Origin of the sequence: Chromohalobacter marismortui, from assembly GCF_004364315.1 — a bacterium.
In the GTDB taxonomy this organism is placed as follows: Bacteria; Pseudomonadota; Gammaproteobacteria; order Pseudomonadales; family Halomonadaceae; genus Chromohalobacter; species Chromohalobacter marismortui.
Genome location: NZ_SOBR01000002.1, coordinates 573,727 through 587,770, shown reverse-complemented (window position 1 = coordinate 587,770; position 14,044 = coordinate 573,727). Strand labels below are relative to the sequence as shown.

General features: G+C 63.3%; 12 protein-coding genes. 6 read left to right on the top strand and 6 right to left on the bottom strand.

Annotated features, from left to right (window positions below; all coding sequences use genetic code 11):
* Positions 1-36: 36 nt before the first annotated feature.
* The 4 genes from hslV to C8E00_RS05915 form a co-directional block, all read right to left on the bottom strand.
* The gene (gene hslV, locus C8E00_RS05930; protein WP_133695644.1) at positions 37-555 is read right to left on the bottom strand and encodes an ATP-dependent protease subunit HslV; all 519 of its coding nucleotides are present in this window, start codon (positions 553-555) and stop codon (positions 37-39) included.
* A 153-nt stretch (positions 556-708) separates the two neighbouring features.
* The gene (locus C8E00_RS05925; protein WP_133695642.1) at positions 709-1,410 is read right to left on the bottom strand and encodes an SPOR domain-containing protein; all 702 of its coding nucleotides are present in this window, start codon (positions 1,408-1,410) and stop codon (positions 709-711) included.
* Positions 1,411-1,412: 2 nt separating this feature from the next.
* Positions 1,413-3,098, bottom strand: coding sequence for an arginine--tRNA ligase (argS, locus tag C8E00_RS05920; protein WP_133695640.1), 1,686 nt, complete (start codon positions 3,096-3,098; stop codon positions 1,413-1,415).
* A gap of 173 nt (positions 3,099-3,271) precedes the next feature.
* Positions 3,272-5,494, bottom strand: coding sequence for a primosomal protein N' (locus C8E00_RS05915; protein WP_287709675.1), 2,223 nt, complete (start codon positions 5,492-5,494; stop codon positions 3,272-3,274).
* A gap of 215 nt (positions 5,495-5,709) precedes the next feature.
* Between C8E00_RS05915 and rpmE the strand changes: the two genes are divergently transcribed.
* Together rpmE and C8E00_RS05905 are read left to right on the top strand one after the other, a co-directional pair.
* Complete coding sequence (rpmE, locus tag C8E00_RS05910; protein ID WP_133695635.1) at positions 5,710-5,925, top strand: 50S ribosomal protein L31; 216 nt, start codon at positions 5,710-5,712, stop codon at positions 5,923-5,925.
* A gap of 271 nt (positions 5,926-6,196) precedes the next feature.
* On the top strand, positions 6,197-7,471 hold the full coding sequence (locus C8E00_RS05905) for a malic enzyme-like NAD(P)-binding protein (RefSeq protein ID WP_133695633.1): 1,275 nt from the start codon (positions 6,197-6,199) through the stop codon (positions 7,469-7,471).
* Positions 7,472-7,553: 82 nt separating this feature from the next.
* Here C8E00_RS05905 and C8E00_RS05900 read toward each other — a convergent pair whose 3' ends face one another.
* Positions 7,554-8,306 carry a DUF481 domain-containing protein gene (locus tag C8E00_RS05900; RefSeq protein ID WP_133695631.1) on the bottom strand — a complete coding sequence of 251 codons (753 nt, stop codon included), beginning with the start codon at positions 8,304-8,306 and terminating at the stop codon, positions 7,554-7,556.
* 91 nt (positions 8,307-8,397) lie between these two features.
* Positions 8,398-10,917, bottom strand: a complete 2,520-nt coding sequence (locus tag C8E00_RS05895; protein WP_133695628.1) for a penicillin-binding protein 1A — start codon at positions 10,915-10,917, stop codon at positions 8,398-8,400.
* A gap of 280 nt (positions 10,918-11,197) precedes the next feature.
* Between C8E00_RS05895 and pilM the strand changes: the two genes are divergently transcribed.
* The 4 genes from pilM to C8E00_RS05875 are packed head-to-tail and all read left to right on the top strand — an operon-like array spanning position 11,198 to position 14,019.
* A complete protein-coding gene (pilM, locus tag C8E00_RS05890; protein WP_133695626.1) occupies positions 11,198-12,268 on the top strand; it encodes a type IV pilus assembly protein PilM in 1,071 nt (356 codons plus the stop codon).
* A complete protein-coding gene (locus C8E00_RS05885; protein WP_133695624.1) occupies positions 12,265-12,831 on the top strand; it encodes a PilN domain-containing protein in 567 nt (188 codons plus the stop codon). The genes pilM and C8E00_RS05885 overlap by 4 nt, the downstream gene beginning before the upstream one ends.
* Positions 12,828-13,466 (top strand): type IV pilus inner membrane component PilO, encoded by a 639-nt coding sequence (locus tag C8E00_RS05880; protein ID WP_133695621.1) that lies wholly within the window; start codon positions 12,828-12,830, stop codon positions 13,464-13,466. Before C8E00_RS05885 ends, C8E00_RS05880 begins: the two co-directional genes overlap by 4 nt.
* The gene (locus C8E00_RS05875; RefSeq protein ID WP_243833121.1) at positions 13,459-14,019 is read left to right on the top strand and encodes a pilus assembly protein PilP; all 561 of its coding nucleotides are present in this window, start codon (positions 13,459-13,461) and stop codon (positions 14,017-14,019) included. Before C8E00_RS05880 ends, C8E00_RS05875 begins: the two co-directional genes overlap by 8 nt.
* The last annotated feature ends 25 nt before the right edge of the window (positions 14,020-14,044 follow it).

Below are 14,044 nucleotides of genomic sequence, written 5' to 3'. Positions count from 1 at the left end.
CGGAGCCCTATGCTGCCCGGGCGCGGTGAGCGTGGCTCACAGCTCCTCGAGGGTGATGTTTTGATTGGTGAAGACGCAGATATCGCCGGCGATTTCGAGCGACTTCTCGGTGATGGTGCGCGCGTCGAGATCGGTGTTCTCGAGCAGGGCGCGTGCGGAGGCCTGGGCGTAATGGCCGCCGGAGCCGATGGCGATGATGCCGCGCTCGGGTTCGACGACATCGCCGTTACCGGTGAGAATCAGTGAGGCATTCTTGTCGGCCACGGCAAGCATCGCTTCCAGACGCCGCAGGGCACGGTCGGTGCGCCACTCCTTGGAAAGCTCGACGGCGGCCTTGACCAGATGCCCCTGGTATTTGTCCAACTGGGCCTCGAAGCGTTCGAACAAGGTGAAGGCATCGGCCGTGCCACCGGCGAAACCGGCCAGCACCTTGCCGTGGTGAATGCGGCGTACCTTGCTGGCGTTACCTTTCATCACCGTGTTGCCGAGCGAGACCTGGCCGTCGCCGGCGAGGGCGACATGTTCGCCGCGACGTACGGATACGATCGTGGTCATGGATGGAAACTCCTTGTGGGGTGTCGGACACCCGCTGACTTGATGGCCGAGGCGCTCGTGGCCGCCCAGGCGATAAAACGGCGGCGACGAAGGCCATGATGCCCACGGTAATGCGGGCGGCATGCAGGGAAATCAAGCCACACGGACACCCCGTCAGTCCTGCAGTTTGATCAGCAATGGTTCGATGCCCTGCGTCACCATCAAGTCCTGGGCGCGCGTCAGTTCATGTGTGTCTTGGTAAGGGCCGACTTGTACACGATGCCAGATTTCGTCGCTGGCGGTCTGGACCGTGGTGATCTTGGCGATCAGCCCGAGGTCCTGTAACCGGCTCGCCAGACGCTTGGCATCGGCGACGTTGCGGAACGAGGCCGCCTGCAGCATGTACTTGAGCCCATCGGCGGACGGATCGGCGACCACGTCGTCGGCACGCTTGTCGTCTGAGGCCGCCGCGTCCTCGCCGCTGCTACTGGGGGGCGCCGTGGTGCGATCCACCTTGGGCGCGATGACTTCCGATTCCGGCAACAAGGTATAGAATTCGAAGGTCGGCATGCGCGGCTCGGAAGCGCCCGACGCAGCCTGGCCGGTGGCGTCGTCGGAAGCCCCCTTGCGGCTGGTGCCATCGCTCGGCGCAGCGCTTCTGGAAGGCTTGGGCACGATCGTGGCCACCGGCGATGGGGCCGTCTGCTGGAAATACTGGGCAAGCACGAAGCCGGCGATCAAGCCGACCACCCCCCACAACCAGGCCGGCAACCCCGCGCGCGAGGACTTGGTCTGACGCTTGCGGCTGGTGGCGCCGCGTGATGCAGGGCGGCGACTGCCTTGAGCTTTCTGATTCTGGGCGGGACGACGAGCCATGCTTACATCTCCTCGGGTGCGCTGACGCCCATGAGGTCGAGGCCGTTGCGCAGCACCTGGCGCGTGGCCAGCCCTAGTGCCATCCGCGCATTGCGCAGTTCAGCGTCGTCGACCATGACCTTGACGGCGTTGTAGCAGGTGTGGAAATCGGCGGCCAGATCTATCAGATACTGGGCGACCTGCTGCGGTTCGCGAGTCCGGGCGGCGCGTTCGACGACCTCTGGATAGCGTGCCAGGCGATTCATCAGATCCTTTTCCTGCTCGGCGTCGAGTCGACTCAGGTGGTGCATGCTCAGGGCATGGTCGAAGGGTTTTTCATCGGCTTCGGCACGCCGCACCATGCTGCACACGCGCGCATGCGCATACTGGATGTAGTAGACCGGATTGTCGTTGGACTGCGAGCGGGCCAGGTCGATGTCGAAGGTCAACTGCGAATCGGCACGCCGGGCGGCGAGGAAGAAACGCGTGGCATCGCGGCCGACTTCGTCGATGAGATCGCGCAGCGTCACGTAGCTACCGGCGCGCTTGGAGAGTTTGACCTCGACGCCGGAACGCGTGACCAGCACCATCTGGTGCAGCACGTAGTCCGGCCATCCTTGGGGGATGCCGGTTTCCAGCGCTTGTAGGCCGGCGCGGACGCGGGTGACCGTGGAGTGGTGGTCGGCACCCTGCTCATTGATCACGGTGGTGAAGCCGCGCTGCCATTTGTCGAGGTGATAAGCGACGTCCGGCAGGAAATAGGTGTAGCCGCCGTCCTTCTTGCGCATCACCCGGTCCTTGTCGTCACCGAAATCGGTGGTGCGCAGCCAAATGGCGCCGTCCTCTTCATAGGTGTGGCCGCCGTCGACGAGTGCCTGCACCGTGGCCTCGACCTTGCCGTCGTCGTAGAGCGAAGACTCCAGGAAATAGACGTCGAAGGTCACGCCAAAGGCCTTGAGGTCGAGATCTTGCTCGCGACGTAGGTAGGCGACGGCGAAATCGCGGATGGCGTCGCGGTCGTCGGGGTCGCCTTTGCCGGTGACTTCGCGGTCATCGGCGGTGATCGTCTCGCCGGCCAGGTATGCGTTGGCGACATCGATGATGTAGTCGCCGCGATAACCGTCTTCGGGCCACTCGGCGGCCTCCGGCGTGAGGCCTTTGACGCGGGCCTGCACCGAGTGCGCGAGGTTGTGGATCTGGGCACCGGCGTCGTTGTAGTAGAACTCGCGGGTGACCTCGAAGCCGGTGGCCTCCAGCAGTCGACACAGGCAGTCGCCGATGGCGGCGCCCCGACCATGGCCGACATGCAGCGGCCCGGTGGGGTTGGCGGAAACGAATTCCACCTGCACCTTCTGGCCCTGGCCGCTCAGGCTGCGTCCGTAGGTATCGCCGGCGTCGAGAATGCTGGGCACGATCTGCGCCACGGCGTCGGTGGCGGCGAAGAAGTTGATGAACCCGGGGCCGGCGATGTCGACCTGGCGCAGGGCGGTGCTTTCCGGAAGTGCCGCCACCAGTGCCTCGGCCAGCTCGCGAGGCTTGCGGCCGGCCGGCTTGGCCAGGGTCAGGGCGAGGTTGCTGGCGTAGTCGCCATGGGCCTTGTCCTTGGTGGGCTCGACCTTGATGTCCAGCGGTGTGTCGTGGGGCAGAATGCCTTGCTGCTTGAGCTGCGTACCGGCCGCGTCGAGCAGTGCGATGATCGTCTCTTTCATGAAATTCCGATGTCCTGTGTCTGGCGCGCGACAGGCCGGCGAGCGCCAGGCTGCGCTAAGAGCGTTGGGTGGTCCATTATCGGCGATTGGCCGTCGCCTTTAAACCCAGCGATGCCATGTGTCTGTGGCTGTCGCTGGTGACGGTGGGGCGGCGTGACGCCCTGTGGCAGGGATCACGTCAGTGTCTTGGGGTCGATGTCCAGCGAGGCGCGTACGCGGCGACTATCGGGATGGCTCTCTAGCCATTGCACGAGCCAGGCGCAGGCGCGGTGCAGGGCACTACGCCGTATGTCGGCGAGCATCAGCTGCATGTGGTAGCGGTTCTGGCGCCGCTCCATGGGGGCCGGCACCGGCCCCAGACAGGTAACCGAGGCGTCCTGGGTGGTGAGCCATTCGCGTAGTGCCTCGGCGGCAGCAGTGGCGAATTCGGCGACGTGTTCCTCGCGCGCGGCCTCGAAGCGCGCCAGGGCCAGGTGACGATAGGGCGGCAGGCCGGCCAGGCGCCGTTCTTCCAGCAATTGACCGGCGAGCGCTTCATAGCCGCGGTCGGCGAGCAGGCGCAGATTGGGGTCGTCGGGATGCAGGGTCTGGACCAGTACGCGGCCCGGATGCTCGGCACGGCCGGCGCGACCGGCGACTTGCACCAGCAGTTGGGCACTGTGCTCGAGGGCGCGGAAGTCGCTGGCGTAGAGGCCGGCGTCGGCGTTGACGACGACCACCAGCGTGACATGCGGCAGATGGTGGCCCTTGGCGAGCATCTGGGTGCCGACCAGCAGGCTGGGCTCGCCGCGGCGAATCTCGCGTAGAATATCCTCGAAGGCTTGTTTGCGACGCGTGCTGTCGCGGTCGATTCGATGTACGGGTGTCTCGGGAAAGAGGGCGGCCAGCGTTTCTTCGGTACGTTCGGTGCCGCTGCCCAAGGGGCGCAGGTCGCCGCTGTCGCACTCCGGGCAGGCGTCGGGCAGTGCTCGGTGGAAGTCGCAATGATGGCAGACCAGTTCCTGGGGCTGGCGGTGCAGCGTCATGCGGGCATCGCAATGCCGGCACTCGGCCAGCCAGCCACAGGCGTGGCACGCCAGGGTGGGCGCGAAACCGCGCCGGTTGATGAAGACGAGGACCTGGTTGCCCGCGTTCAGGGTCTGCCGGATTGTCTCGATGGCAGGGGCGATCAAGCCGCCCTGGCGGTGACGTCCACGCAGATCGGTCAGCTCCAGGCGTGCTGGCGCGTGCCGGTTGGCGCGTTGCGTCAGGCGCAGATGCCGGTAACGGCCGCTGCGTGCCTGGGCGAGCGTCTCGAGTGCCGGTGTGGCGCTGCCCAGCACGATGGGAATGTTGTCGCGGTGGGCACGGGCGATGGCCAGGTCACGGGCGTGGTAGCGCAGGCCTTCCTGTTGTTTGAAGGAGCCGTCGTGTTCCTCATCGATGACGATCACCCCGGCAGCGGCCAGGGGGGTAAAGACCGCCGAGCGCGTGCCGATGACGATCGGCGCCCGGCCGGTGCGTGCGGCATCCCAGGCATCCAGACGCTCGAGGTCGGTGAGTCCTGAATGCAGGGCCACTACCGGGACCCGAAAGCGTTGCCGGAAACGGGTCAGCGTTTGCGGTGTCAGGCCGATCTCCGGTACTAGCACCAGCGCCTGGCGACCCCGCGCAAGCACCGCTTCGATGAGTTGCAGGTAGACTTCGGTCTTGCCGCTGCCGGTGACGCCATGCAGAAGGCATGGATGATAGCGCTCGAGACCTTCGTGAATCTCGGCAAGGACGCTTGCCTGCTCACGGTTGAGCGGTAGCGAGGGCTCGGCGAGCCGCGAGCCGGATTCTTCCTCGGTGGCCGTCAGGCGTTCTTCGTGGCGCTCGACGAGATGCTTGGCCTGCAGGCCTTCGAGCTGCGCGCGGGTGAAGCCTTGCGCGGTGATCGCGCGCGTCATCAAACCACGCGGATGCTGGCGCAGCATCGCCAACAGCTCGGCCTGTCGGGGCGCACGCTCGAGGGTGGGAGTGGCGGCATCGCGCGCTATCCAGCGTTCCTGGTGGCGCGCCTGCAAGGGACGCCCCTGGCGCAAGGCGACGGGCAGTGCCTGGGCGATGGTGTCGCCGAGTGGATGCTGGTAGTAGCGCGCGGTAAAGCGGCACAACCACCACCAGTCGTCGGGCAGGGGGGCCTCGTCGAGACACGCCAGCACGGACTTGAGCTGCGCGTCCGGTACGTCGCTGCGCTCGGGGCACTCGACCACCACGCCGATCAACTGGCGGCGCCCGAATGGCACCTTGACGCGAATTCCCGGGCGCCATCCGCAGGCGGGCGCCTCGCGACAGGGGCGATAGTCGAAGAGGCGTCGCAAGGGCGTGGGCAGGGCGACCCTGAGTAGGCGTGGCGTATGGTCGGTGCTCGACAAGAGTCCTCCGAAAAGGCGGTGACACATGGCGTTGCAGGCGCCACGCGTCTTTTCAGCGATATCATGGCACTGCTATAATGCGCGGCCCTTCGGCGTTGGGCCCTGGCGAGTATCGTCGGGGTCGCATGCCGAATCAATCGGTTGCATCTTTATCAACCCGTGTGCGGTGCCTGGCATCGACCAGGTGGCGGCGCACCATAGCGTGAGGCGGCAAAATGAAACAAGCGATCCATCCCGAATACAAGAAGGTCACTGCCACGTGTTCTTGTGGCGCGACCTTCTCTCTGGGCTCCACGGCCAAAGACGACTTCTACCTTGATGTCTGCTCACAGTGCCACCCGTTCTATACCGGCAAGCAGAAGCAGGCGACCACGGGGGGGCGTGTCGAGCGCTTCAACAAGCGTTTCGGTGCAGCGCTCAAGCGCAACTGAGACCAGCAAGAACCGATATGCCGGTGATGCATCGGCATTCGAGAAAACCCGCTCCGGCGGGTTTTTTTATTTTTGGAAGTCGAAAAGAGCGCTCCGATAAGGTTTGTTTTATGCCTGCTCAATCAGGCATAAGTTTCGGCAAATGGCTGTTAATTGCTTCAAACGGTCGCTTAAAAGCCTTTACTGTCGCGAACTTGGGTTAAGTTGTTTGGCGGAATCTTTTTCTATATTCTGGCGATCATGCCTCCATGCAGATGACTGGAAAAAGCTCATGAGTGACGAAAAAAGACAGGCAGCGCTGGACTATCATGCCAAGCCGATTCCCGGCAAATTATCCGTCGAACTGACCAAGCCTACCGAAACGTCGAAACATCTGGCCCTGGCCTATAGCCCGGGGGTAGCCGAACCGTGTCGCGAGATCGCCAAGGATGTGGAAAACGCGTATCTGTATACCGGCAAGGGCAACCTGGTGGCCGTGGTCTCCGACGGCAGCGCGATCCTCGGCTTGGGCAACCTCGGTCCGTTGGCAAGCAAGCCAGTCATGGAAGGCAAGGGCGTGCTGTTCAAGCGCTTCGCGGGGATCAACTCCGTGGATATCGAGGTCGACGCCGAAAGCCCGCAGGCCTTCATCGACACCGTGGCTCGCATCGCCGATACCTGGGGCGGTATCAACCTCGAGGACATCAAGGCGCCGGAATGCTTCGAGATCGAGCAGGCGCTGATCGAGCAGTGCAACATTCCGGTCTTCCACGATGATCAGCATGGTACGGCCATCGTCACGGCGGCAGGGCTGCTCAATGCGCTGGATATCGCCGGCAAGCGTCTCGAAGAAGCCAAGATCGTTTGCCTGGGCGCAGGCGCGGCCGCCATCGCCTGCATGAAGCTGCTGGTCTCGTGCGGTGCGCGCGCCGAGAATATCTTCATGCTCGATCGCAAGGGCGTGGTGCACAGCGAGCGCGACGACCTCAATCAGTACAAGGCGATGTTCGCCACCGAAACCACGCGCCGCACGCTGGATGACGCCATCGACGGAGCCGATGTTTTCGTGGGGCTCTCCGGGCCCAACTTGCTCAAGCCCGAGCAGCTTCAGAGGATGGCAGCGAATCCGGTGGTCTTTGCCTGCTCCAATCCGGATCCGGAAATTCATCCGGACGTGGCGAACGAGACGCGCGATGACGTGATCATGGCCACTGGGCGTTCCGATTATCCTAATCAGGTCAATAACGTCTTGGGCTTTCCGTTCATCTTTCGCGGGGCGCTGGACGTGCGCGCTACGCGTATCAATCAAGAAATGAAAGTGGCGGCCGTGCATGCCTTGAAGGACTTGGCCCGTGAGCCGGTGACGCGCGAAGTGCTGGATGGCTACGGTATCGCGTCGCTGGCGTTCGGGCGCGGCTACATCATTCCTACGCCGCTGGATTCACGTCTGCTTGATCGAGTCGCCTCGGCAGTGGCACAAGCGGCGGTGGATACCGGCGTGGCGCGCAAGCCTTATCCGGCTCACTATCCGTTGACCAGCATCAAGGACGTTTACGGCCCACTATAGGTGCGTCGAACGGGCATGATGTTCGAGGAAGGGCCGCTCCGGGAGCGGCCCTTTTTAGGTCGTGGACAGGCGCATGCTGGACTTACCAGCTATAAAGCAGTGACATCGAGGTGGTGCGATCGGTATTGGCTGACGCGTCGTCCGGCGGGTCCGTGTTGTTCTTGATCTCATAGGACATCTTGAGCGCCAGGTGTGAATTGAGTTGGGCGGTCAACGACGAGATCGAGCGCGTCGTGGTGTTGGGGGCAGCCGCCTCGGTAGAGATCGCCTGCTCGAAGTAAGCGTTCTCCGAGATGTTCCAGCGATAGTCGAACGCGGCATAGGCCAGGCCGAGGTCGGCGTCCTTGCCATCCTGATAGGCATCGTGACGATAGCCCGGGCCGAATTCCGTCGACAACATATGCGTCGGACCATCGAGCCACTGACGACCATAGCCGCCGATGGTGGTGAACTGGTAGTCGTAACCGCTGAAGCGGTCCTTCTCCCAGCGCCCGAAGCCGAACAGGTAATGTGGGCCTTGCAGCTCGTAACGCGTGCGGCCGGCCGCCATGTACTGTTCGGTGCTTGTATCGTCGTTTTCCTGCACGCTGCGTGTCTCGCCGCGCAGGGTGTACGTATGGCGCCCTCTCAGCCAGGTGAGGCGCCCCTTGGCGAGTAGTGTCTGACTGTTGCTGTTGCCGGAGAGGTGGGTATAGCCGAGTTCGGCCTCGCCACTCATCCTGGGGGTGTCTTCTTGCGGTGCGGGGGGCGCGTAGAACAGGCCGGCATGGGCCGGGAGCGCGCCGCCGAGCAGCATGACGAGCAATAACCATGGCGAGCCTCGCGACACGAGCATGGGGGACTCCCTTCAATAACGGTTCGCGGTCAGTGGTGTGGGAGCTGGCGCGCTCATGGGGTGGCCTGCGTGGCCACCCATGGAGAGTCGCTTAGAAAATGGCATCGTAGGTGCCGGTGCCCTGCGAGCCGCTGCTGTCCTCGAGTTCGGGCTGAATCGAGCGTGGCTTGTAGTCGGGCAGGTTGTTCTCGCGGAAGATTTCCTGCATGCCGCCCGGCTGATCGTTATGCAGGCGTAGCCCGGTCGCGGGGTCGATGCGCACCTTGACGATATCATCGGGACGCGAGGGCATGCTTTCGGGCCGGCCTTGAAGCGCCTGGCCCATGAACGACTTCCAGATCGGCAGGGCGGCTTGCGAACCGTATTCCCCGGTCGTGGTGTTGTCGTCCTTGCCGACCCAGACGGTGGCCACCAGATCGCTGTTGAAGCCCGAGAACCAGGCATCGCGCTGGTCGTTGGTGGTCCCCGTCTTGCCGACGATATCGGCACGGTTGAGATCCAAGGCGCCGCGCCCGGTGCCTTTCTCGATGACGTCACGCATCATGTCGCGGATGATGTACATCTCTTCGGGGTTGGCGACGCGCTCGGCGATGCGGCGGGTTTCACCGTTGAGGGCGACGGTCTCCTGGTCGGGGGCGCATTCCCTGCAGGCCACCACCGGGTTGGCTTCCTCGACCAGCTTGTTCTGGCTGCCTTTGGTGACGGATTGAATGTACCAGGGCGAGACCTTGAAGCCCCCATTGGCCAGCACGGCATAGGCATTGGCCATCTCCAACGGCGTCAGCGAGGCACTGCCCAGCGCCAAGGAAAGACCATGCGGCAGTTGTTGCTTGCTGAAGCCGAACTTCTCCAGGAACGTCAACGTATTGTCCAGCCCCAGCGACTGCAGGACACGGATGGTCACCAGGTTGCGTGACTCATAGAGCCCGACGCGCAAGCGGGTGGGGCCGCGGAACTCGCCCTCGGCATTTTCCGGGCGCCATTTGCCGCCCATGTCCGACATCACCACCGGGGCATCGTTGATGATGGTCGCGGCGCTCATGCCGTTGTGCAGCGCGGCAAGATAGATGAACGGCTTGAAGATCGAGCCGGCCTGGCGCTTGGCCTGAATGGCGCGGTTGAACTTGCTGGCGGAGAAGTTGAAGCCGCCCTGCAGGCCGCGAATGGCGCCCGTCTGCGGATCCATGATGACGATGGCGGCCTGGGCGCCGGGGATCTGGGAAAGGCGCCAGTCGCCGTCATCGGTCTGCATCACGCGAACCAGATCGCCGCGTTGCGCGATGGCGCTGGCATTGGCCGGCACCTTGCCGCGCCATTCGGCACTGTGATACTCCCGCGCCCAGTCGAGGCCGTCCCAACCGAGTGTGACCACGCCCTCATCGCGGGTGAGTACTCGCATCTGGCGACCGTCCGTGCTCACCACGATACCCGGCTTCAAGGGGCCGAGCGTGGGGGTGCGATCGAGCACCTTGAGCCAGTTGCTGACATCGCCATCGACACCTTCGATTGTCTGCTCGCTGCTTTTAGCGGCCTGGCGTGCGGTCTTCATGACCTCGGGGGATTCGGAGAGTTCTTTCTCGAGACCCCGGGAAGTGGTGTTTTCCTGAGCTTCCACCAGGCTCGAAGGAATATCGGTTTTTTCCGGGCCGCGCCAGCCATGCCGTGTGTCATATTCGATCAGGCCGTTCACGAGGGCGTTTCTAGCGAGGGTTTGCAGACGGCTGTCGATGGTCGTCGTGATCTTGATGTTGTCGGTATAGGCGTTATCGCCGAAGCGATTCACGGCGTATTGACGCGCCATTTCGGCGACATAGGGCGCATTGACTTCATATTGCGAGTGCGCCTGATTTGCCGTGATCGGCGCCTTGACGGCAGCCTGGTACTGAATGGGGTCGATGAAGCCCAGTTCGCGCATGCGCAGCAAGACCCAATTGCGGCGGATCAGCGAGCGCTCGGGGTTGCTCAAGGGGTTGAGCGCAGAGGGCGCCTTGGGGAGTCCCGCCAGCATGGCCAATTGCGGCAGATCGAGTTGTGCGAGCGGCTTGTCGTAATAGCTCTTGGCAGCGGCACCGATACCGTAGGCGCCATTGCCCAGGTAGATCTTGTTGACGTAGAGCTCGAGGATGTCCTGCTTGCTGAGCACCTGTTCCATTTGCAGCGACAGCAGGATTTCGCGGATCTTGCGCGTGAACGTTTGATCCAGCGTGAGCAGGTAGTTGCGCGCCACCTGCATGGTGATGGTACTGCCCCCTGACTGAATGCTGCCGGTGGTGGCCAGCTCCAGGGCCGCCCTGGCGAGTCCCTTGGGATCGATGCCGGGGTGCTCGAAGAAACTGGCATCCTCGGCGGCCAACAGGGCGTTGACATAAGACTGGGGGATGTCGTCGTAGCTGACGGGCATACGGCGTTGAGCGCCGAACTCGCCGATCAGCTTGTCGTCACGCGTGTAAACGCGCAGTGGGGTCTGCAGTTCGAAGCCCTGCAGTTGGCGAACGTCGGGCAACCCCGGCGCGAAGTAGATACCGGCGCCGATAGTGGCCAGTACGCAGCCCAGCCCCAAGGACACTATTAGCAATAGGATGGACGTTAACAAGCGTTTGAAAAGCTTCATGAAAAGGCGTTTTCCGTCGTCTCGGGTGGCGGTCTGGCCGCAATGAGTGGTGCAATCCGTTGCCGTCGGTATTATAAGAACGCAGCTGCATGGGGGCTAGCGTTGATGCGAATTGACTGTCACGGCAGTATGCATAATGTAACCTTGCGCAATGTGGCATGCCTCATACGATAGTGTGGCATGCTGACAATAAAACGGCTTGCCCAGCAGTGGGGCAGCGGGTTGACTCGGCGCATGACGAGACCGAGCGCCGTGCCATGCCGATGAATCTCGCAGGGGTATGACATTGTGGCGGTTTAAAAAGTCCCAGCCAGGTCTCGTGGGGGTGGATATCACCTCGGCCACCGTCAAGCTGATCGAGCTCGAACGCGCGGGGATGGGCCAGCGCATCGCCAGCTATGCCGTTCGTCCGTTGCGCGAAGGCGCGGTAGTGGAACGGCGCATTCGAGACCTCGACGAGGTGGCCGCGACGCTCAAGCGCGCGGTCGAGCATGCGCGTCCCCATTCGCGGCGTGCGGTGGCGGCGGTGCCTGCCAGTGCCACTATCACCAAGACGCTGACGTACCCGGTCACCTTGAGTGACGACGAAATCGAGGCCCGCATTCAGCTCGAGTCCGAGCGCCATATCCCGTTCCCGCTCAATGAGGTGGCCTTCGACTTCCAGCGCCTGGGGCTCAACGCGCGTTATCCTGATCAGCAAGATATCCTGCTGGTGGCGTGCCGTTTGCAGGACGTCGACCACCTGGCCGACGTTCTTCGCCGCGCCGGTCTCGAGCCCGCCGCCGTCGATGTGGAGTCCTTCGCCATGGAGCGTGCGGCCAGCGAACTGCTGCGTCACGAGGCGCCATCCGGCCAGGCGGGCGCGTGTGTTGCCTTGGTCGATATCGGCGCCAACATGAACGCTTTCCATGTATTGATCGACGGCCGCATTGCCTACACCCGCGATAACGTGCTGGGCGGGCGTCACCTGACCGAGGAAATCCGCAAACGCTATGGCTTGAGTCTTGAGGAGGCGGGGCTGGCCAAGAAGCGTGGCGGCTTGCCCGAGGATTATGAGCATGAAGTCCTGATGCCATTCATCGACATGCTGATTCAGCAAGTCGGCCGCTCGCTACAGCTTTATCATACCTCGGGTAAGCCCCGTGACATTCAACGCCTGGTGCTGGCGGGTGGTTCGAGTGTCATCCCGGGGCTGCGTGAACGGCTTGCGGCACAAAGCGGACTAGAGGTGGTGATGGCCAATCCGTTCGAGCGCATGCGCGTGGCGTCACGCGTCGATGTGCAGGCGCTCGCCAGTGATGCGCCGGCCATGCTCACCGCGTGCGGCCTGGCGATGAGGGGGCGGCGATGAGCATCGAAATCAACCTGTTGCCGTGGCGAGAGGCGCATCGGCAGCGACGCACGCGGCGTTTCTATATCGGACTGCTGAGTGTGGCGGTATTGGCGCTGATGTGCGCCTTGGGAGTAGCGCGCTGGTATCAGGCCGGTATCGATGCCGAGCGTGGCCGCCTGGCGCTGATCGAGCGTCGCATGCAAGCCCTCGAGCAGGACATCGCCACGGTCAAGGACTATCGCGCATTGCGCGCGCGGATGCTTGAACAGATTGGCCTGATTCGTGAGTTGCAATTCAGTCGTCCGCAGACGGTGCGCATCTTCGACCAACTGGCGGCGACGCTGGTCGATGGCGTGTATTACGAGCGTCTGGTCCGCAAGGGGGATCGACTCGAGCTCAGTGGCCTGGCACGCTCCAACCGCCGTGTCTCCGAGCAGCTTCGGCAACTTGCGGCGTCGCCGGTGTTTGGCACGCCGGCGCTTTCCAGCGTGCAGTCGAGCGAGGGGGATGCTGCGGTGAAGCGTTTCCAGCTAAGCGTCGAGGCGCAAACGCCACGTCGTGATGCACAGGAGGCGCCATGAGTCTGCGCTCACAGTGGCGACAATTACGCGAGGTCGAATGGCGCGACCTGGACCTCAAGGAGGCCGGTACGTGGCCGGCGTTGCTGCAGGCGATATGCCTGGTGGCACTGTTTGTGGCCGTCTTCTGGGTTGCCCAGTGGTTCTTCGCCGCGCCTAGCCAGGCGACTCTCGAGAGCTTGCAGGCACGCGAAGATCAGTTGCTCCAGGAATACGAGAGCCGCGCTTATCAGGCCGCGAACCTAGAGCAGATGCGCATGCAGATGGCGGAGCTCGATGCGCGCATGCAGACGTTGCTGGAGATGCTGCCCACCGATACGGAGGTGCCCGCGTTGCTCGACGACATCAGCGATGCGGCGCAAGACCACCAGCTCGCCATCGAGTCGATCAAGCTGCGCTCTCCGGTGCCCAAAGACTTCTACGTCGAACAGCCCTTCGATATCCAGGTGCGGGGCGCTTATCACGATATCGCCGCCTTCCTGGCCAACGTGTCAGCCTTGCCGCGCATCGTCACCCTGCATGACTTCTCGCTAGTGCCCGTTGACGATGGCGATACGCTGCGCCTGTCGTTGCTGGCGCGCACCTACAGCTATCACCAAGACACCGCCCCCAAGGCAGGGGGAGGTGGCGATGAGTGAGTGGTCGACGATGTGGCGGCGATGGCGTGGTCCGCTGATCGGGCTGATGGCCTTGGCGATGCTGAGCGGCTGCCGTGATGCCGATCTGAATGCCTTGGACGCGCGCCTGGATAATCTGCGTCAGCGTCCTGAAGGAAGCATCGAGGCACTGCCGCCTTCACCCACGTATCGTACGGCGCATTACACGCAGGCTCAGCAGCGGAGTCCTTTCAACGCCGAACGCCGTATGCAGGCGGAGAGTGCGCTTTCATCTCAGGATAACGGTCCCGATCGTCAGCGTCCTCGCGACCCCTTGGAACGCTTCCCGCTGGAGCAACTCGAGCTGGTGGGGATATTGACGGTGGATGGGCAACCCTCGGCCTTGATTCGCGCGCCGGATGGCAACGTCTATCGTCTGTTCGAGGGGGATCATCTGGGAACCGATTACGGGCGTATCACGGCGATTAATGACGCCAGCATCGAACTGGTCGAGCGGGTGCGGGACGGCGGCGACGCCTGGCGTCAGCGGCGTCGCACCCTGGCATTCAACGAATCATCGCAAGCCGCCGAGTGATGGCGGCCACGTAAAGGCAGGAGAA

Excerpts from the sequence above, each read along its gene's own strand:
- C8E00_RS05925 (WP_133695642.1), bottom strand. The coding sequence starts at position 1,410 with ATGGCTCGTCGTCCCGCCCAGAATCAGAAAGCTCAAGGCAGTCGCCGC.
- C8E00_RS05875 (WP_243833121.1), top strand. The coding sequence starts at position 13,459 with ATGAGTGAGTGGTCGACGATGTGGCGGCGATGGCGTGGTCCGCTGATC.
- C8E00_RS05900 (WP_133695631.1), bottom strand. The coding sequence starts at position 8,306 with ATGCTCGTGTCGCGAGGCTCGCCATGGTTATTGCTCGTCATGCTGCTC.
- C8E00_RS05905 (WP_133695633.1), top strand. The coding sequence starts at position 6,197 with ATGAGTGACGAAAAAAGACAGGCAGCGCTGGACTATCATGCCAAGCCG.
- C8E00_RS05880 (WP_133695621.1), top strand. The coding sequence starts at position 12,828 with ATGAGTCTGCGCTCACAGTGGCGACAATTACGCGAGGTCGAATGGCGC.
- C8E00_RS05895 (WP_133695628.1), bottom strand. The coding sequence starts at position 10,917 with ATGAAGCTTTTCAAACGCTTGTTAACGTCCATCCTATTGCTAATAGTG.
- rpmE (WP_133695635.1), top strand. The coding sequence starts at position 5,710 with ATGAAACAAGCGATCCATCCCGAATACAAGAAGGTCACTGCCACGTGT.
- hslV (WP_133695644.1), bottom strand. The coding sequence starts at position 555 with ATGACCACGATCGTATCCGTACGTCGCGGCGAACATGTCGCCCTCGCC.
- argS (WP_133695640.1), bottom strand. The coding sequence starts at position 3,098 with ATGAAAGAGACGATCATCGCACTGCTCGACGCGGCCGGTACGCAGCTC.
- C8E00_RS05885 (WP_133695624.1), top strand. The coding sequence starts at position 12,265 with ATGAGCATCGAAATCAACCTGTTGCCGTGGCGAGAGGCGCATCGGCAG.
- pilM (WP_133695626.1), top strand. The coding sequence starts at position 11,198 with ATGACATTGTGGCGGTTTAAAAAGTCCCAGCCAGGTCTCGTGGGGGTG.